The following is a 19,270-nucleotide window of genomic DNA, read 5'->3' as shown; positions in this document are numbered from 1 at the left end:
GCGTTCCGCTTAAATAATTTAAATTAACGTGTACTTATGGCAAATACTGCTACCATAGAAATAGATGGTCAAAAACATGAATTTCCTTTAGTTGAAGGAACCGAAAATGAAGTTGGAATTGATATTAAAAGCCTAAGAGCTGCCACTGGAGGTTATATAACCTTAGATCCAGGATACAAGAACACAGGTTCTTGTGAGAGTGGTGTGACGTTTTTGGATGGTGAAAAAGGAATTTTAAGATATAGAGGTTACTCTATCGAGGAATTGGCCGAAAAAGCCGATTTCTTGGAAGTGGCTTTTCTTTTAATCTTTGGAGAACTACCTACAAAGGAGCAACACGATAAATTTCATGCGGACATTAAATCAAAATCGATTGTAGATGATGATATTAGAAAGATTATTGACGCCTTTCCTAAGTCGGCACATCCAATGGGCGTGTTATCATCACTTACAAGTGCTTTAACTGCTTTTAATCCATCTTCGGTAAATGTAAACTCTGAAGATGATATGTATAATTCTGTTGTTAAAATACTTGGTAAGTTTCCTGTATTAGTAGCTTGGACCATGCGTAAAAAGCAAGGGCTTCCTTTAGATTATGGCTCTAATTCTCTGGGTTATGTTGAAAATGTTTTAAAAATGATGTTTAAACAACCTAACGAGGAATATGTACAAAATAGAATAGTTGTAGATGCTTTAGATAAGTTATTAATACTTCACGCTGATCATGAACAAAACTGTTCAACTTCTACTGTAAGAATTGTTGGTTCGTCGCATGCAGGATTATTTGCATCATTATCAGCTGGTATTTCAGCACTTTGGGGACCTTTGCATGGAGGTGCAAACCAAGCAGTGCTAGAAATGTTGGAAGCAATTAAAGAAGATGGTGGCGATACTAAAAAGTATATGGCTAAAGCAAAAGACAAAGAAGATCCTTTTAGATTAATGGGCTTCGGTCATCGTGTTTACAAAAATTTCGATCCTCGCGCTAAAATTATTAAAAAAGCAGCAGACGAAGTACTTGCAGATTTAGGTGTAGAAGATCCAATTTTAGAAATAGCGAAAGGACTAGAGCAAGAAGCTTTAAATGATCCGTATTTTGTTAAACGTAAATTGTATCCTAACGTAGATTTTTACTCAGGTATAATTTATAGAGCTATGGGAATTCCTACAGATATGTTTACAGTAATGTTTGCTTTAGGGCGTTTACCTGGTTGGATTGCACAATGGAGAGAAATGCGATTACGTAAGGAACCAATTGGAAGACCAAGACAATTATATATAGGAGAAAAAGAAAGACTTTTTAAGTCTGTTGAAAACAGATAGTCAATAGTCTTTTTTTACAATATTATTAAGCTTCGTGAATTTTTCATGAAGCTTTTCTTTTTTTAAGCAATATTTTTACGAATAATTCAAAAATTGCTTAATTATTGTTAGCTTTGAATCCTTAATTATTTTAGTTCTAGTGTATGTTAAAATTAAATGTAAAAAATGAAACTTCAAGGTTAAGAACCGTTGTTTTGGGTACGGCAGAAAGTAATGGACCTACTCCAAAAATTGAAGACTGTTACGATCCTAAGAGTATTGAGCATATAAAAGCTGGAACTTATCCCAAAGAAGAAGATATGATCCTTGAAATGAATGCTGTTGAAGCTGTTTTCAAGAAATACGATATTAAAGTCTATAGACCAGAGGTTATAAAAAATTGTAATCAGATATTCTCAAGGGATATTGCGTTTGTTATAGAAGATAAAATTATTGAGGCTAATATATTGCCACATCGAGAGGAAGAAGTCGAAGCAATAGATTATATATGGAAGCAGGTTGCCGAAGAAAATAGAGTAATTCTTCCTGAAGAATGTCATGTCGAAGGAGGTGATGTTATGCCTTGGAACGATTATATTTTTGTTGGCACCTATTCTGGTGCAGATTATCCAGAATTAATTACAGCACGAACTAATATAGATGCTGTTATGGCGCTTCAAGAACTTTTTCCAAACAAAATAGTTAAGTCATTCGAACTCAGAAAATCAAATACCAATCCTAAAGAAAATGCTTTACATTTAGACTGTTGTTTTAATCCATTGGGTAAGGGTAAGGCGATTATTCATAAAAACGGCTTTTTAGTTCAACATGAATATGATTGGCTAGTTGAATTCTTTGGAAAAGACAATGTGTTTGAAATTTCGAAAGAAGAAATGTATCAAATGTATAGCAATGTTTTTTCAATTTCTGATGATGTCGTTATTTCAGAAAAAAATTTCACCCGATTGAATACATGGCTTCGTGAACAAGGTTTTACAGTAGAAGAAGTCCCTTATGCCGAAATAGGAAAGCAAGAAGGGTTATTGCGCTGTACCACAATGCCACTAATAAGAGATTAAAATGCAACAAACTACAAATAACATATTGATGATTCGTCCCATAGGTTTCAGGATGAACGAGCAAACTGCTGTAAATAATTATTACCAAAAAGTTTTGGATAATATGTTACCTGAAACTGTTAATGCTAAAGCACAAAAGGAATTTGATGATTATGTAGAAAAGCTTAGAGGTATAGGTGTTAATGTCGTTGTTGTAGACGATACGAAAGAAACAGATACCCCAGATTCTATTTTCCCTAATAACTGGGTGTCTTTTCATGAAAATGGCGATGTTGGATTGTATTCTATGTTTGCCGAAAATAGACGTTTAGAAAGACGGGAAGATATATTAGAAACCCTGGAGGAAAAAGGCTTTGTTATTAATAGAATAGTTGATTACACCGATGCAGAAAAGGAAGAGGTATTTCTCGAAGGAACTGGAAGCGTTATACTCGACCGTGTAAATAGGAAGGCTTATTGCGCATTATCACCTAGAGCAAATGAAGATCTGTTTATTGAATTTTGTGAGGACTTTGAGTTCTTCCCAATTGTGTTTACCTCTAATCAAACCATTAATGGGGAACGCCAAGCTATTTATCATACCAATGTGATGATGTGTATTGGTGAAACTTTTGCTGTAATTTGTTTGAGTAGTATTGACGATAAAAAGGAACGTAAAAATGTGATTAAACATTTAAAGGAAGATGGTAAGGAGATTATAACTATAACTGAGAGTCAGGTGAATAATTTTGCGGGAAACATGTTGCAGGTAAAAGGAGCAAATGATGAACTTTATTTAATTATGAGTCAAGCTGCTTACGATTCACTTACTACAAACCAAATAAAAACACTTAAGGAACACACTAATATTCTGTCAAGTTCATTAGATACCATTGAAGCCTGTGGTGGCGGTAGTGCTCGATGTATGATGGCAGAGGTGTTTTTGCCTAAAGCTTAAATTTATATTTCTGGCTTCTGTTTTGGCAATTGCACATAAAATGTACTACCAACATTTAAGGTACTTTCAACCCAGATTTTTCCTTTGTTAAGTTCGACAAGTTCTTTGCAAATTGATAAGCCTAAACCAGTGCCTTTTTCATTATTTGTTCCAGTGGTTGTAAAAGAACTACTCTTAAAAAGTTTACCAATATTTTCTTTTGAAATACCTACACCTGTGTCTGCAACACTTAAAATGCAATGACCGTTACTAATATGATTTGAGACCGTAATTGTATCGCCTGCATTACAGAATTTCAGTGCATTGGCAAGTAGATTTTGCACTACAATTTCAATCATACTTTTATCGGCATAAGCAAAATCACGTAAGGAGTGATCTACTAAATTAATGCCTTTGCTTTCCATGCGCTGTTCTACAAGTTTTACTTTGTCTTCAAAAACATCTTGAATATCAAATAAACTTGGTTTAGGCTCTAAGGATTGCATTTGAGATTTAGACCAATTCAATAGGTTAAATAATAACAATGATGCATTGTTTGCATTCTCGCTAAGTTCTGGTATTAAATTGTCGAACTCTTCTCTTGATAGGCTTCCATCTTTAAGCAAATTAATAAATCCATTAATTGATGACAGCGAATCTTTTAGGTCATGAGATATAATGGAAAATAATTTGTCTTTTACTTCATTTACATTCTCTAAATGTTTGGTTTGTTCAGCAAAAGCTACATTTTGCAATTCAATTTTTAAATTCTTTTCTTCTAATTCTTGTACATACTTAACATTGTCGTTACGTTTAGAATAAATTAATGCTAAGAAAACACCCATCAGAATCAATGCAGCCAATAGAATATAAAACAACAATTTAAAGCGTTTCATTTTTTCTTGACTCTCAGAAATTTCTTGATTATTTGCTGCAGACAAGTTGTTGGAAGTACTCGTTTTTGTAATACTTAAATCCGATTCTAAATCCATATCAGGTATTACATTAACAGCAGCTGTATTGGTGTTCAACTTGTTTTTTAAGTCGTAATATTCTCTTTGCCAAACAAAAGCACGATCAAACCTTCTTTTAGTAGAATCTAAAGTTTTCATTAAGCCGTAGTAGATTAATAGCTCTTGTTTGTTGTCAATTCGCTTAGCAATAACACCCGCTTCTAACAATTGTCTTTCGGCTAGAATTAAGCGTTTTTGTTGTAAATTTAAAGCGCCTAGATTATTTAATGAGGTCAATAAACCCGCATCATTCTTAGTTTGGCGGTTTATATTTAGCCCTTCTAATAGATATTTTGAAGCATTTTTAAAGTCATTGAACTGCAAATACTCTCCACCTAATTTAGCTGATATATGGCCTCTTATTGAATCGTTAGATTGGTTCGCATTTAAAACCTTTGTATAATATTCAATAGCTTTTCTATGCTCTTTATTCATTGAATACAACCTCGCCAATTGACTGTTAGATTCGTTAACACCTTTAGTGTCATTCAAAATTTCCTGAATATTCAGAGCTTTCAAGTAATACTCTGTCGCTTTATCGTAAGCTTTAATACTAAAATATGCTTCAGCAAGATTACTGTATGCTAAATTAAGTTCGTTTTTTAAATCACGTTTTTCTAAAATATTTATAGCAGATAAAGCGTGTTGTAATCCCTTAGCATAATTACCACGTTTTATTTCAATTACCCCTATGCTATTATTCACTCTAGCAATACCAAGGGTGTCTTGTATTAGGATAAAAAGTGATTTTGATTTGGAATAACTACTTATAGCATTTATGTAATCATCTTTTTGAGTATAAATTAACCCTTTGTAATAGTTAATTTCAGCAAGACCCTGATTGTAATTTAATTCGGTCGCAAGTTTTTCACTTTCAAGAATATATTTTAAAGCTCTATTATAATCGCTTGCATCGTAGAGTGACTTAATAAGTTTTAAGGAAGTGTCTGCTTTTAAAGTATCTTGTTTTTGAAAGGCTAATTGTATGGTTAGGCTATCTATGTCTTGGGTTTGAGAGAACCCTAAGAAGAAAGTAAATAATAGACCTAACGTAATTATTTTATTCATACAATTTATGATATATAACCAAAAGTTTTTAATGAGTAGTTATATATAGAGGTCTTTATTGAGGGAATAATAAAACTCTATTTTATGTTTAAATGTATTTGATAGTTAGCCTAAAAAAATGATATAAACTTATCAGATTGATTAATAGCTTTAACAAAAGTGTCGAAAACCTCTATTAAAAACTAATTTCTAGGTTTTACTACCAATAAATTAGATGAAATGAGCATGAAATTTTAGCGAAAAACCGATGAATAGATTAACGGCATAAATCATGGAAAAACAACACTTTTACTTACGAAAGGTGCTAATATTTCTTCAATCATAAGTGCTTCAAAGATAGAATTTTAGCTTTTTTGGTTAATTGCTGACCATTTTATTTTTTGAAATAAATTCTTGATCTTCTTTTAGCAATCATTTGAAAGCTATAAAGTAATAAATATTCTATATTTGCACACGTAAAAAGTGACTGTTAATGAGCCTTCAAGAGACTATAAATTATCAAGTAAAGCAAGCTGTTTTAGAGAATTATAAAGTTGATATTTCAACTGTTGAATTTCAAGCAACGCGTAAGGAATTTGCAGGTGATATTACGGTAGTTATTTTTCCAATGCTAAGATATGTCAAAGGAAATCCATTACAAATGGGTGAGGCCATTGGTAATTATTTAGTGGATAATGTCGATGAGGTTAAAGGATTTAATGCTGTAAAAGGATTTTTAAATATCGAAATTGATGATACCTACTATATCAATTTCTTCAATTCTATAAAGGACGATAATAACTACGGATTTGTTAAACCTAGACAAGGGGACAAGGCTGTTATGGTCGAGTATTCCTCACCTAACACCAATAAACCATTGCATTTGGGTCATGTTAGAAATAATCTTCTAGGATATAGCGTTGCCGAAATTTTAAAAGCAGCTGGCAAGAAAGTTTATAAAACGCAAATTATTAACGACCGTGGTATTCATATTTGTAAAAGTATGTTAGCTTGGGAGCGTTTTGGAAATGGAGAAACTCCAAAAAACACTGGCTTAAAAGGAGATAAGCTAGTTGGGAATTATTATGTGAAGTTTGACCAGGAGTATAAGAAGGAAATACAAAGTTTAATTGCCCAAGGAAAAGGTGAAGATGCCGCGAAAAAAAATGCGCCAATTTTAGTTGAAGCACAAGACATGCTTCGTAAATGGGAGGCTGGAGATGATGAAGTCGTTGCACTTTGGAAAAAAATGAATGCTTGGGTATATGAAGGCTTTAATGAAACTTATAAAAACCTAGGTGTCGATTTTGATACCTTGTACTACGAAAGTAACACCTATTTATTGGGTAAAGAGTTTGTTGATGCAGGTCTAAAATCAGGTGTTTTTGTAAAAGAAGCCGATGGCTCTATTTGGTGCGATTTAACTGAAGATGGTCTCGATAAAAAAATTGTGCAGCGTTCCGATGGTACAGCAGTATATATGACTCAAGATATTGGGACAGCCATTCAACGAATTAAAGATTTTCCAGATGTAGGAGGTATGGTCTATACCGTTGGAAATGAGCAGGACTATCACTTTAAAGTATTGTTTTTAATTCTTAAAAAACTAGGTTTCGAATGGGCTAAAAACTTGTATCATTTAAGTTATGGGATGGTAGATTTACCTAGCGGAAAAATGAAAAGCCGAGAAGGAACCGTTGTTGATGCAGACGATTTAATTGATGAGATGGCTAAAACTGCTGAAGAGATTTCGGAAGAATTAGGAAAACTTGAGGGATATAGCGGTGAAGAAAAACAAGCATTATATAAAACAATTGGCTTAGGGGCCTTAAAGTATTACATTTTAAAAGTAGACCCAAAGAAGCGTATTTTGTTTAATCCAAAAGAGTCTATTGATTTTCAAGGGAATACAGGGCCTTTTATTCAATATACTTACGCTAGAATTCAGTCTATTCTAAGAAAGGCCAATTTAGATTCTAATGCCACATTCAGCGTGACCGAAATGTCTCTGCATATTAAAGAGCGTGAACTTATAAAGCAATTACAGTTTTTTCCAGAAGTTATACAAAACGCTGCAGCACAACATAGTCCAGCGATAATTGCTAATTACACATACGATTTAGTTAAAGAATTTAATTCGTTTTATCAGAACGTATCCATTTTAGGCGCAGATTCTGAAAATGAAAAGATATTTAGAATAGAACTTTCTAATAAAGTAGCTTTAACTATTAAGAATGCTTTTAATGTTTTAGGGATTGAGGTTCCCGAACGAATGTAGTAAAACTAATAATTAATAGTAATTGAAGGCTTTCTGTTTGAGCTTTATAAGAGATTAAATATTTAAGGCACTAATTTATTTGTTCTTTGACCTCCAATTGTAGCATAATTTCTATTTCTTCATTTACTACTATTAAACCTAATGCTTTGGTCGGTGGGTCTAAATTAAAATCACATATATTTAATTTAATCGAGCCACTAATGGAAATCGACTCATTTTTTTCTATTATAACTGGTATGTAATAAGATTTTTTAACACCTGATAATTCAATATTTACAAGGGCATTAAAATTTGTATTTAGGTCCTGTTTTTTAACAGATACTAACTCCATCATAATTGAAGGATGTATATCAGAATTAAGTAAGTTATAAAAATCCTTGTTCATTCCGTTATTTCTGCAATCAAAACAAGAGTTTTGTAATATCAATTTAGTATTATGAAATAACATATTTGTGTCATTAAATTGGTAGCTAATTGGGATGGGATTCTTAATGTTTGAACAATCAAAATAGCAATTAAACTTGTTAATATTTGTCTTCCCCTTTATTTCTACTTTACTAGAAGGCGTAATAACCACGAAAGTTTCTCTAATGTCTGAATAATCATTAAAGCTAAACATTAGCAGTATCATTATATATGCAAAAAATCTGTTCATTTTATTTTATTTATAGGGATAAGCCTTGGTGTAAATTAAAATATTAGAGTCATTTTTTTCACACCAAGACTTAATCAAAAGTAATATAAATTACCTTAGAAACTTATAACAGCTTCAACCATAAGGCCATTGAACTTACCATCCTCTAAGATTCCTGAAAAGTCATTATAACTTTGACTCATATATTCAGCCTTGAGGAGTATGTTCTTAGTCATAAACCAACCAGCGCCGAGTTGAAATCTATTTATACTTACATCGTTACCAGAAGCTTGTTCTGAGTTTACATTATTATATCTAGATCCTAAGTAGAAATTTTCTGATTCACCAAACCTGTAAATTAGTTCACCTGCAACTTGGGTTGTTGCTCTAGTATCTGAATCTCCAGTCGATTTACCAGATACAGTTTCAACAGTTCCGAAAAACTCCAAGCCTCCATACTTAAAGAATGGGTTTATCATAATAGCAGTAACACTATTTCTGATGTCAGGACTAAATCTTCCTGATCTAAAACCAGATGATGCTACAGGTTCCATTACGTGGTAATATCTTGAGCCAGTCCTGTCTGCAGAATATAGATATAAGTTTGGAGTAAATCCCGTGTTATATATAGAACCAGTCAATCGGAATCTGAATTCTTCATTAAATTGCTTATCGTAACCTAGTTTTGCTAAAAGAGAAGCACCACCAGTTAAATCGCTTGTGTAGTCAGTTGTTCCTCTCCTTAATGGGTCTTCTGTTGATTGGTTTAATTTGCCGTTAGCGATACCTAACATTCCAAAAAAACCACTGTCTCCATAGTAGTATAATTCTGCACCTACTTCTGTAGTAAACGCATCCATTATCAAGTTGCCAACAAACGGATTATAAATTGCCTGAGAGTTATCAGTTCTCCTAAAATGGGCATCACCATAGTTGTTTTCCATATGACCGATTTTTAGAGTAGCATGTTTCATGAAATTCTCTAAAAAACCCTCGCTAATAAAGTCTAAATTATCAATTTGAAAATAGCCACCCTTTACATAAGGTTCTGGATGGTGACGGGATGATAAATAAGTACGTAAGTGCATACGAACACCTTTTGCCAAAGCAACATCTAAATCTAAATTAGCAGTTGCTAAATTAAAGTTAGCACCAATATTTGCTAATTCCACAGCGCCAGAGTTTTCGTGATCCAATGCTTGATATTGAAGGGTTGATGACCCACCAACACGTACTTTTACATTTTCAAATGTGCTTACTGTGTCTTTTGGGGTTTCAAAAACGTTAATGCCGTTTTTGTCAGGTGATCTAAAATTATCTAATTGCCTATTTTGAGCATTCATGGTGAAACTCACCATTAAAATAATTGCGATTAACGCATTTTTATACATTGTTTTCATAGTATTTGAATTAATTGTGGTTGTTATATAGTTTTAAAATTTAATTTGTAATCAATTGTAATTTCATCGCCAGTAGTAATTGTTCCGAAAAGAGCTTTTGGTGGTTCAACACCAAAATCTGTCATCTTTATCTTTTTAGAACCTTCAATGCATACATGGTCATTGTTTAATAGAATATTATTCTTCAATAAGATTTTTTTAGTGTTTTCCATGATGGATAAATCTCCTTTAACCTCTATACTATAATTGTTTGGGTCGCTATTATTTAAAGTTGTAACTTCTGTTAATAGAAACTTTATATTTTTAAATTCATCTGTTTTTAATGCCTTGTAAGTGTTTTTATCCATTCCTTTTTTACCACTCTTTAAAGAGATTGGAGGTACTTCAAATTTTAAACTATTAATCGAACATTTATCTATATCATTAAAAGTTATAGTACCTCTACATGAATTAGAAGTAATAGTCCAATCATGTAGATTAGAGGTACCGTTTATAATTAGTTTGGATTCTTCTGGAACTAGTTCAAAATTTTGAGCACTGCTAGTTTGAAATAAAAATCCTATAACAAATAGCTGTATTATGATGTTGCGTTTTAAAAGCATTTTCATGATCTTATTTTTATTTATACAAAGGTCAATCTTAATAATCCATATTAAAATGACTTTTGTCATATTATTAATTAGTGTAATTATATTCAATAATTATTGAGATTTATTTAGGTATAATAGCTTATTGATGAAAAATATTCAATAGATTTAGAGCATACATTATAGTAGATGTTGCTAAATAATTACGAATCTTATTATAAAGTGAGAAGAATTAAATTTAATAAAAGCGCGATGACCTTTTAATCTATCATGTGTAAGTAATGACCTTAATACACTTATGTAAAATTGAATTCTACTATTAAGTGAATGGTTTGAATTTGGTTTTAAATTTTTAAAGAATTAATAGTCAGAAGAAAAGAGATATAACAAATACAGAACAAAAACCTACTAAAGCTAAAATAGTAGTCATTACGGTCCAACTTTTAAAAGTTTGTTTTTCAGTTAGACCTAAATATTTACTTACAAGCCAAAATCCGCTATCGTTTACATGAGACATTATTGATGCTCCAGATGCAATTGCAATGACTAAGAGAGCACGATCAATTTCGGTAACATCGGTTAATAGTAAAGGTGCAGTAAGTCCCGCAGCTGTAATCATTGCAACAGTTGCAGATCCTTGTAGAACTCGAACAAGAACAGCGGCCAAAAAAGCGAAGACTAGAATACTTATACCTTTATCAGCAAAATATGTGGCCAACATTTCACCTGTTTTGGTGTTCACAAGCATTTGTTTAAAAACGCCACCCGCTCCAGTTAGTAATATAATAATTCCGGCCGGAGCCATGGATGCTGTCGATATATTCAATAAAATAGTCTTAGTAGTTTTTCTGCGAATTCCTAAGACATACCAGGCAACCATATTAGCTATTATCAATGCAGTAAATGGGTGACCAACCATTTTTAGCCATAATTTTACTTTTTCAGAAATATTAAAACTATCTAGTAAAGGACTATTAAGTAATGTGTTTCCAACTATTAATACAATAGGAATCCCAATAATAGAAAGTATTAATCCAACTGCAGGATAACTAGCTGCTTTGGTAGATTCTGGATTCAATTTTGGTGCTTCAATATAAATTTTATTAGAAATATATTTTGCAAATATGGGGCCACTTACAATAGCGGTCGGTATGCCTACAATGAAACCAAATAATATTACCCATCCTAAATCGGCATTTAATATATCGGCCACTGCTACTGGTCCAGGCGTTGGAGGAATAAATGAATGTGTTATTGCTAATCCTGCCAATAATGGAATAGCATAAAGTAGAAGTGATTTTTTTGTTTTTCTCTGTAAAGAATATATAAGTGGTACTAATATGATAAATGCCACATCAAAAAAAACTGGAATTGCTACAAAAAAGCCTGTGAGCATTAATGCCCAAGATGCACGTTTTTCTCCAAACTTGTTTAACAAATAATTGGCTAGTGCTTCGGCACCCCCAGAATGCTCTAATATAGCGCCAAACATGGCGCCTAAGCCTACAACTAATGCAACAAAACCAAGTGTGCTTCCCATCCCTTCTTGCATAGTTCTAATAATCGTTTGTGGTGGCATTCCGGCTACAATTCCAACTGAAATACTGGCTATTAGTAAGGCAATAAAAGCTTGTATTTTTAATCTTAATACAAGTATGAGTAAAATAATAATTCCTGTTAGAACTGCTGTAATTAGAGTAAAGTCTATCATGCTAGAAATCAATTAAAAGGTAAGGTTTGCGATGTGCTAGAAATATTATTAGTTCTAAATATATTACAATTTCTACCCATTTAGTAATAATAACAAAAAATCCCGTTAGCTTTAAAAACTATCGGGACTTTAAAATTATTATATTTACTGCTTTACTGCTTTACTGCTTTACAGCTATGGGTTAATCTTCAACCAAAACCCATTCACCTTTCGCAATTAATGGTTCTGCTTGTTTATACTTAACAGTTTTGTTTTCGCCATTCATAACGTGTTTAATAGTAACACGGTCGTTACGTCCAATTTTCGGTCTATCGCGAACAATGGTTTCAACTACTTCCTGATTGCGTTGTGTATTACCAGCGGCTCGGTTTTGAGCCGAACGTTCATCTAAATTTGGAATTTCGTCTTTTTGTACGTTAAGCTTCTCCTTCTTTCTAGCTCGGGCTTCTTGAATGGTATCTTGTGTTTCCTGAGGCAATTCTCCTTTAAATAAGAAGGAAATCACATCCTTATTCACTTGATCAATCATGCTTTTAAATAACTCAAAAGCTTCGAATTTATATATTAGAAGCGGATCTTTTTGCTCATGAACCGCTAATTGCACCGACTGTTTTAATTCATCCATTTTACGTAAATGCGTTTTCCACGCATCGTCAATAATGGCGAGTGTAATGTTCTTTTCGAAATCGGTAATTAATTGTTTACCATTTGTTTCATAAGCTTTTTCAAGATCTGTAACTACATTTAAGCTCTTAACACCATCGGTAAAAGGAACAACTATTCGTTTGAATTTATCGCGCTGCGTTTCATATACATTCTTAATAACAGGGAAAGCAATGTCAGCATTACGGGCCATTTTTTCTCTGTAATGCTCAAAAGCTGCTTTGTATATTTTCGAAGTTATTTCTTGTTCTGATAGCTTTCCGAATTCTTCTTCGGTAACAGGAGAACTCATTGAGAAATAACGAATCAATTCAAACTCAAAGTTCTTATAATCGTTAGCGGCTTTATTAGTTTCTGCAATACCTTCCGAAGTGTCGAAAATCATATTTGCTAAATCCACACGAAGACGTTCTCCGTTTAGGGCATTATATCGACGTTTATAAACCACTTCACGCTGTGCGTTCATGACATCATCATATTCTAACAATCGCTTACGAACACCAAACTGGTTTTCTTCAACTTTTTTCTGTGCACGCTCAATAGATTTTGAAATCATAGAATGCTGAATTACTTCGCCTTCTTTTAATCCCATTTTATCCATCATTTTTGCAATACGCTCAGAACCAAATAAACGCATCAAGTTATCTTCAAGGGAAACGTAAAATTGTGAGCTTCCTGGATCTCCTTGACGACCTGCACGACCACGTAACTGTCTGTCTACACGACGCGAATCATGACGTTCTGTTCCTACAATGGCTAAACCACCAGCGGCTTTCACTTCGTCACTTAATTTAATATCGGTACCACGACCAGCCATATTGGTAGCAATAGTAACTTGTCCATTTTTGCCCGCTTGGTCTACAATTTCAGCTTCCTTTTTATGCTGCTTAGCATTTAATACGTTGTGAGGTATTTTACGAATACTTAGCATTTTACCGAGCAACTCAGAAATCTCTACCGAAGTCGTACCAATTAATACTGGGCGTCCAGCTTGCGATAAATTTGTAACATCATCAATAACCGCATTGTATTTTTCACGCTTCGTTTTATAAACTAAATCTTCTTTATCATCACGAGCTATAGGGCGATTGGTTGGAATTTCAACCACATCTAGCTTATATATTTCCCAAAACTCACCGGCTTCTGTTACCGCAGTACCTGTCATACCAGAAAGTTTGCGGTACATTCTAAAGTAATTTTGGAGTGTTACAGTCGCAAAAGTTTGGGTCGCGTCTTCAATTTTTACATTTTCTTTCGCTTCAATCGCTTGGTGGAGCCCGTCAGAATAACGACGCCCATCCATAATACGACCAGTTTGCTCATCAACAATCATTACTTTGTTTTCCATTACCACATATTGGGTGTCTTTTTCAAACAAAGCATAAGCTTTTAAAAGCTGATTAAGTGTATGAATACGTTCTGATTTTACACCAAACTCTTTAAACAACTCTTCTTTTAAATTCGCTTCATCTTCAACAGAAAGGCCTTGATTTTCAATCTTCGCAACTTCTAAACCTATTTCCGGCATTACGAAAAAGTTCGGATTGTCTTTTCCAGAAAGATATTCAATACCCTTATCGGTTAATTCAATCTGATTGTTTTTTTCTTCAATAACATAGTATAATTCGGCATCAACCTTTGGCATCTCACGGTTATTGTCCTGCATGTAAAAGTTTTCAGTTTTCTGAAGTAATTGCTTCACACCTTCTTCAGATAAAAACTTGATTAGCGCTTTATTTTTAGGAATACCGCGGTATACACGTAGTAATTGGATACCACCTTCTTTAGCGTCACCCTCTTTAATTAGTTTTTTAGCTTCGGCTAAAACGCCAGTTAAATATTTACGTTGCACCGAAACAATATCCTCAACTTTTGGTTTTAATTCATTAAACTCATGACGGTCACCTTTAGGAATAGGGCCAGAAATAATTAACGGTGTTCGTGCATCATCAACCAATACGGAATCGACCTCATCGACTATAGCATAATGATGTGGGCGTTGTACCAAGTCGTCTGGAGAATGCGCCATATTATCACGTAAATAATCGAATCCAAATTCGTTATTAGTTCCATAAGTAATATCAGCGTTATAGGCTTTTTTACGTGCATCGGAATTTGGTTGATGGTAATCTATACAATCAACACTCATGCCGTGAAACTCAAAAATTGGTGCCATCCACGCGCTATCACGTTTTGCTAAGTAGTCGTTAACTGTTACTAGATGCACACCTTTTTCAGCTAATGCATTTAAATATACTGGAAGTGTAGCTACTAAGGTTTTACCTTCACCAGTTTGCATTTCGGCAATTTTACCTTGATGCAATGCAATACCACCTATTAATTGAACATCGTAATGCACCATGTCCCAAGTAATTGGTTTTCCTGCGGCATCCCAAGAATTTGCCCATATAGCATTATCACCATCAAGGGTTACATATGTTTTATCGCCAGATAAGGTTCGGTCAAACTCATTTGCCTTAACCTTAATTTCAGTGTTGTTTACAAAACGTTTAGCTGTTTCTTTAACCACCGCAAACGCTTCAGGTAGAATAGTCTTTAAAACATCTTCAGTAACCACATAAATATCATCTCTAAGTTTATCGATGTCTTGATAAATATCCTCGCGCCTATCGATGTCTTCTGTGTTTTCTGCTTCTTCTAAAAGATTAGAAATTTGCTCATTAATGTCTTTTGTAGCTTCGGCAATTTTAGCCTTAAATTCGAATGTTTTTCCCCTTAATTCGTCATGCGATAAGGCTTCAATGGCAGATTCAAAGGTTTTTATTTCATCAACTAGTGGCGAAATAGCTTTGACGTCTTGTTTTGATTTGTCTCCTACAAAAACTTTTAGGACTGAATCTAAAAAACTCATATATCTATATTTTATATTTAACTAGGACTGACCTAGGTTATGTCGTTAATTCTTAAGTGCTTTTTAAAGCACTCAAAGATACATTTTGTTGGGCTTATTTATTAAGAGCCTGTTTAAAAATTAGTCAATTATTTTTTTGCGCCTTTTTTTGGGCGTTATTTCGTTAAAATTTTGAACCGTAGCTGCGGCTATGCTTAAAAATTTTGCCTCATACTCCCTCAAAAATAGCCTATAAAAATTCTAATCACAAATTCTTAAACAGACTCTAAGATTAGGATAAAAAAAAAGCCTCAAATTGAGACTTTTTAACTATTCTTTATGCTTTTATTTAATATTCATCTTCATTCCAAAGATAATCTTCGTCAGTTGGATAATCAGACCAGATTTCTTCTATAGAATCATACGAATCACCTTCGTCTTCTATAGATTGTAAATTTTCAACAACCTCCAAAGGAGCACCCGTTCTAATAGCGTAATCTATTAATTCGTCTTTTGTTGCTGGCCATGGTGCATCACTTAAATAAGATGCTAATTCTAAAGTCCAATACATGCTTTATGCGTTTAATTTTTTGCAAAAATAATTTTTTAGTTTAAACACACAAGAAAAAAATGAATTATTTCATATTCTTTTAATTTTTAATTCTTTTAAATAAAAAATTAAAAGATTTTTTAGAATATCAATTGCTTCGCTTTCGCTTAAAACCTTAATGAATATATCTCAAATTATTCAATAGGTTTTTAATCTCATTTAATCAAAAATTAAAAGAACGTATTTCTTTGTAATCTAAATTCTTGCAAATTATTTCTGCGATGTTAATAATTACAGTTGTTAATTAAAATTCTGAAGAGTTTATATTTTTTCAGGAATCCATTTAACTTCATTTGCTTGTAAGTCACTGGACAACTTTCGTGCCAACACAAAAAGGTAGTCAGAAAGGCGGTTTAGATAGGTTAAGGCGTTCGATTCAAATGGTTCAATTTCATTTAATGCCGAAGCTAATCGCTCTGCACGTCTACAGACGCAACGTGCAATGTGACAGAATGACACCGTTTGATGCCCTCCAGGAAGCACAAAATGAGTCATAGGAGGCAAAGCATCATTCATTTTATCCATTTCTTTTTCGAGACGTTCTATATCTTCAGTAGTTATTTTCTGAATATTTAGGCGTTCTTTCCCATTTTTTAAAATGGCTTTTTCAGGATCTGTTGCTAAAATAGCTCCTACAGTAAAGAGTCTATCTTGAATTCGCATTATTAAATCTTTATAATCTTGATGTATATCTTGATCGCGAATCAATCCTAGATGAGAATTTAGCTCATCTACAGTTCCGTAGCTTTCAATTCTTATATGATGTTTCGGCACTCTTGTGCCGCCAAATAAAGCAGTTGTGCCTTTATCCCCTGTTTTTGTGTAGATTTTCATAGCTCAAAGTTAATAATTAAAAGTAAAACATTTTGTTATGAATTTTAATTCAAAGTGTTTTTTGTCATTCAGAGTACATCGAAGAATCTCACAGTCATTTAATCTTCTTTTCAAGGTGAGAAATGACAATTTATAAATCGTCATTGTAAAGAACGAAGTGAGGTAGCAATCTCCTTCTTTACAGAACTTGTTGATAAAGTTTGTCTATTTAATTAAGTAGATTCTTTAGTCGTGCCTCCATCAGAATGACGAAAGATAATAAACATAACGTCATTGTGAGGAACAAAGTGACGTAGCAATCTCTTCTTTACAGAACTTATTGATAAAGTTTGTTTATTTCATTAAACAGATTCTTACGGTCGTGCCTCCCTCAGAATGACGAAAGATAATAAACATAACGTCATTGTGAGGAACAAAGTGACGTAGCAATCTCTTCTTTACAGAACTTATTGATAAAGTTTGTTTATTTCATTAAACAGATTCTTACGGTCGTGCCTCCCTCAGAATGACGTAACAATCTCATCAAATTAGGTGCTAATTAAAATAAAATAACCACCCATCAGACAAATCTTTCCATTCTGGGTTATCTTGCTCAATTAAGTTAAGCTTTTTATAGCGTTTGTAATTTTTAATTTGTTTTTCTCTTTCAATGGCCATTTCAATTGAGTCTAGGGTTTCAATATAGATTAGCTTTTCACAGTTGTATTTAGCTGCAAAACCTTTAAAGGTTTTTGATTTATGCTGATATATACGCTTTGTTAAATCACTAGTAACCCCTGTGTACAAAACGGTATTGTTCTTATTTGTTAAAATGTAAACGTATGATTGTTTCATAAATGAAATTTAATTCTATTCATTAAACAGATTCTTACGGTCGTTCCTCCCTCAGAATGACGGAAGATAATAAACATAATGTCATTGTGAGGAACGAAGTGACGTAGCAATCTTCTTCTTTACAGAATTTATTGATAAAGTTTGTTTATTTCATTAAACAGATTCTTACGGTCGTGCCTCCCTCAGAATGACAACTAAACCCTAATAACAAAATGCTCCTTCTCCTGTTCTTTTCTAAAAAATACAATTCCCCAATTAAAGACGTCAACAGTCACGGTTACTTTTGGGTGCTGCTTTATGATCTCCCAAGCTTCTGTCATTCCTTTCGACCAGTAGATGTCATCGAAAATCCAAACAGAATTGTTATTTGCCGTCTCTAATAAAGATTCAAAATAGTGAAGTGTAGCCTCTTTTTGATGATTACCATCAAAGAATATAAAGTCATATTTATTGGAAGTAAGCGCTTTAATTTCATTATTAAAATCACCATTAATTAAATGAATATTCTTTATTTTAGATTTAAGAAATTGCTCTGAAGCAAATTCCGAAATATTAGGACAGCCTTCTATGGTGGTGATATTAGACTTAGTATTTCCTAATCGCATGGTGTACGTTGCAATTCCTAATGAAGTTCCTAATTCTAATATGTTTGTGGGTTTAAAATAGGCGATAAGGCGGTATAAAAGTTGTGCTCTTTTATTGGTCGTACCTGCGTTTTTCGCCAAATTAGATATGCTTCGGTCTTGTTGTTTCATTACATGAGACCCTGCACCTAAATCGGTTACTTTAATTCGAGCATTATTCTTAAGTAATGATTTACGGTACTTTAAAATCTTGTTATAATCTGAGTAGTGCGTGTTGTCATAAAGGCATTTAGTTATCAAAGCATAAACAAAAGGGGAGTGCACTCCATGTTGGTTGGTTGATTTGAAAAGGAATTTTATGTATTGTTTTATTTGGTAAAACATTATTTTGATTTGTTCTCGATACTTTTGGTTCTCGATATTTTTGGTTCTCGATACTAAATTCTTAGTGCCTCAGAATTTCACTCGAACTGACAACTAACTTTTCATGGCACTTCGTGTAATTTTGTCCTGAACTACCTGGACAGTTGAACGACAATTTTTTTAACGAACTGTCTGTTCGAGTGATGCGACGCAGGAGCATTGTATCGAGAACATTATGATTATTTAAATTTCTTTTTAGCTAAGTTAGGTAGCTTTTCAAAATCACCGTTAATAAGCGCTTGCTTTTTTGCTCTCGACCATTTTTTTATTTGTTTTTCGGTATCGATAGCTTGTTCAACATTAGTGAATTCTGCATAAAACTCTAAAGTTACGGGTCTACGTTTAAAAGTATAACTGTCTATGTGTTTTCCTGCTTTGTGTTCTTTTATGCGCTTAGTTAAATTATATGTGATACCTGTGTAATAAGTTTTATCTGAGCATTTAAGAATGTAAACGTAATATATTTTCATTTTTAAAATCCTTTCATTAGGTTCTCGATACTAA

General features: G+C 33.1%; 15 protein-coding genes. 4 read left to right on the top strand and 11 right to left on the bottom strand.

The window, feature by feature from the left end:
- Positions 1-36: 36 nt before the first annotated feature.
- From AC2D6V_RS00675 to ctlX, 3 genes are all read left to right on the top strand, one after another.
- Positions 37-1,323, top strand: a complete 1,287-nt coding sequence (locus AC2D6V_RS00675; RefSeq protein WP_484646125.1) for a citrate synthase — start codon at positions 37-39, stop codon at positions 1,321-1,323.
- 143 nt (positions 1,324-1,466) lie between these two features.
- Complete coding sequence (locus AC2D6V_RS00670) at positions 1,467-2,381, top strand: dimethylarginine dimethylaminohydrolase family protein (protein ID WP_484646124.1); 915 nt, start codon at positions 1,467-1,469, stop codon at positions 2,379-2,381.
- Between the two features lies 1 nt (position 2,382).
- Positions 2,383-3,318, top strand: a complete 936-nt coding sequence (ctlX, locus tag AC2D6V_RS00665) for a citrulline utilization hydrolase CtlX (RefSeq protein WP_484646123.1) — start codon at positions 2,383-2,385, stop codon at positions 3,316-3,318.
- 2 nt (positions 3,319-3,320) lie between these two features.
- Here the strand turns inward: ctlX and AC2D6V_RS00660 are convergent, their stop codons facing one another.
- Positions 3,321-5,378: a tetratricopeptide repeat-containing sensor histidine kinase gene (locus tag AC2D6V_RS00660; RefSeq protein ID WP_484646122.1), complete on the bottom strand. Its 2,058-nt coding sequence runs from the start codon at positions 5,376-5,378 to the stop codon at positions 3,321-3,323.
- 472 nt (positions 5,379-5,850) lie between these two features.
- Here AC2D6V_RS00660 and argS point away from each other — a divergent pair, with 472 nt between their 5' ends.
- A complete protein-coding gene (argS, locus tag AC2D6V_RS00655; protein ID WP_484646121.1) occupies positions 5,851-7,635 on the top strand; it encodes an arginine--tRNA ligase in 1,785 nt (594 codons plus the stop codon).
- Positions 7,636-7,705: 70 nt separating this feature from the next.
- Here argS and AC2D6V_RS00650 read toward each other — a convergent pair whose 3' ends face one another.
- The 10 genes from AC2D6V_RS00650 to AC2D6V_RS00605 form a co-directional block, all read right to left on the bottom strand.
- Positions 7,706-8,290 (bottom strand): hypothetical protein, encoded by a 585-nt coding sequence (locus tag AC2D6V_RS00650; protein WP_484646120.1) that lies wholly within the window; start codon positions 8,288-8,290, stop codon positions 7,706-7,708.
- Positions 8,291-8,385: 95 nt separating this feature from the next.
- A complete protein-coding gene (locus AC2D6V_RS00645; protein WP_484646119.1) occupies positions 8,386-9,669 on the bottom strand; it encodes a hypothetical protein in 1,284 nt (427 codons plus the stop codon).
- Between the two features lie 23 nt (positions 9,670-9,692).
- A complete protein-coding gene (locus AC2D6V_RS00640) occupies positions 9,693-10,277 on the bottom strand; it encodes a YceI family protein (protein ID WP_484646118.1) in 585 nt (194 codons plus the stop codon).
- A gap of 346 nt (positions 10,278-10,623) precedes the next feature.
- The gene (locus AC2D6V_RS00635; protein WP_484646117.1) at positions 10,624-11,967 is read right to left on the bottom strand and encodes a GntP family permease; all 1,344 of its coding nucleotides are present in this window, start codon (positions 11,965-11,967) and stop codon (positions 10,624-10,626) included.
- Between the two features lie 181 nt (positions 11,968-12,148).
- Positions 12,149-15,502: a preprotein translocase subunit SecA gene (gene secA / locus AC2D6V_RS00630; protein WP_484646116.1), complete on the bottom strand. Its 3,354-nt coding sequence runs from the start codon at positions 15,500-15,502 to the stop codon at positions 12,149-12,151.
- Between the two features lie 328 nt (positions 15,503-15,830).
- Positions 15,831-16,052, bottom strand: coding sequence for a DUF2795 domain-containing protein (locus AC2D6V_RS00625; protein WP_019387375.1), 222 nt, complete (start codon positions 16,050-16,052; stop codon positions 15,831-15,833).
- A 300-nt stretch (positions 16,053-16,352) separates the two neighbouring features.
- Positions 16,353-16,925 carry a cob(I)yrinic acid a,c-diamide adenosyltransferase gene (locus tag AC2D6V_RS00620; protein WP_484646115.1) on the bottom strand — a complete coding sequence of 191 codons (573 nt, stop codon included), beginning with the start codon at positions 16,923-16,925 and terminating at the stop codon, positions 16,353-16,355.
- Between the two features lie 534 nt (positions 16,926-17,459).
- Positions 17,460-17,759 (bottom strand): GIY-YIG nuclease family protein, encoded by a 300-nt coding sequence (locus AC2D6V_RS00615; protein WP_484646114.1) that lies wholly within the window; start codon positions 17,757-17,759, stop codon positions 17,460-17,462.
- Positions 17,760-17,953: 194 nt separating this feature from the next.
- Entirely contained in the window at positions 17,954-18,727 is a 774-nt protein-coding gene (locus AC2D6V_RS00610) for an O-methyltransferase (protein ID WP_484646113.1), read from the bottom strand.
- Between the two features lie 218 nt (positions 18,728-18,945).
- On the bottom strand, positions 18,946-19,236 hold the full coding sequence (locus AC2D6V_RS00605) for a GIY-YIG nuclease family protein (protein ID WP_484646112.1): 291 nt from the start codon (positions 19,234-19,236) through the stop codon (positions 18,946-18,948).
- Positions 19,237-19,270: the final 34 nt, after the last annotated feature.

The organism is Algibacter sp. YIN40, from assembly GCF_057219435.1.
The sequence above is the reverse complement of the archived record's forward strand: the minus strand, read 5'-3'. Positions and strand labels throughout refer to the sequence as shown.

Excerpts from the sequence above, each read along its gene's own strand:
- AC2D6V_RS00675 (WP_484646125.1), top strand. The coding sequence starts at position 37 with ATGGCAAATACTGCTACCATAGAAATAGATGGTCAAAAACATGAATTT.
- AC2D6V_RS00670 (WP_484646124.1), top strand. The coding sequence starts at position 1,467 with ATGTTAAAATTAAATGTAAAAAATGAAACTTCAAGGTTAAGAACCGTT.
- ctlX (WP_484646123.1), top strand. The coding sequence starts at position 2,383 with ATGCAACAAACTACAAATAACATATTGATGATTCGTCCCATAGGTTTC.
- AC2D6V_RS00660 (WP_484646122.1), bottom strand. The coding sequence starts at position 5,378 with ATGAATAAAATAATTACGTTAGGTCTATTATTTACTTTCTTCTTAGGG.
- argS (WP_484646121.1), top strand. The coding sequence starts at position 5,851 with ATGAGCCTTCAAGAGACTATAAATTATCAAGTAAAGCAAGCTGTTTTA.
- AC2D6V_RS00650 (WP_484646120.1), bottom strand. The coding sequence starts at position 8,290 with ATGAACAGATTTTTTGCATATATAATGATACTGCTAATGTTTAGCTTT.
- AC2D6V_RS00645 (WP_484646119.1), bottom strand. The coding sequence starts at position 9,669 with ATGAAAACAATGTATAAAAATGCGTTAATCGCAATTATTTTAATGGTG.
- AC2D6V_RS00640 (WP_484646118.1), bottom strand. The coding sequence starts at position 10,277 with ATGAAAATGCTTTTAAAACGCAACATCATAATACAGCTATTTGTTATA.
- AC2D6V_RS00635 (WP_484646117.1), bottom strand. The coding sequence starts at position 11,967 with ATGATAGACTTTACTCTAATTACAGCAGTTCTAACAGGAATTATTATT.
- secA (WP_484646116.1), bottom strand. The coding sequence starts at position 15,502 with ATGAGTTTTTTAGATTCAGTCCTAAAAGTTTTTGTAGGAGACAAATCA.
- AC2D6V_RS00625 (WP_019387375.1), bottom strand. The coding sequence starts at position 16,052 with ATGTATTGGACTTTAGAATTAGCATCTTATTTAAGTGATGCACCATGG.
- AC2D6V_RS00620 (WP_484646115.1), bottom strand. The coding sequence starts at position 16,925 with ATGAAAATCTACACAAAAACAGGGGATAAAGGCACAACTGCTTTATTT.
- AC2D6V_RS00615 (WP_484646114.1), bottom strand. The coding sequence starts at position 17,759 with ATGAAACAATCATACGTTTACATTTTAACAAATAAGAACAATACCGTT.
- AC2D6V_RS00610 (WP_484646113.1), bottom strand. The coding sequence starts at position 18,727 with ATGTTTTACCAAATAAAACAATACATAAAATTCCTTTTCAAATCAACC.
- AC2D6V_RS00605 (WP_484646112.1), bottom strand. The coding sequence starts at position 19,236 with ATGAAAATATATTACGTTTACATTCTTAAATGCTCAGATAAAACTTAT.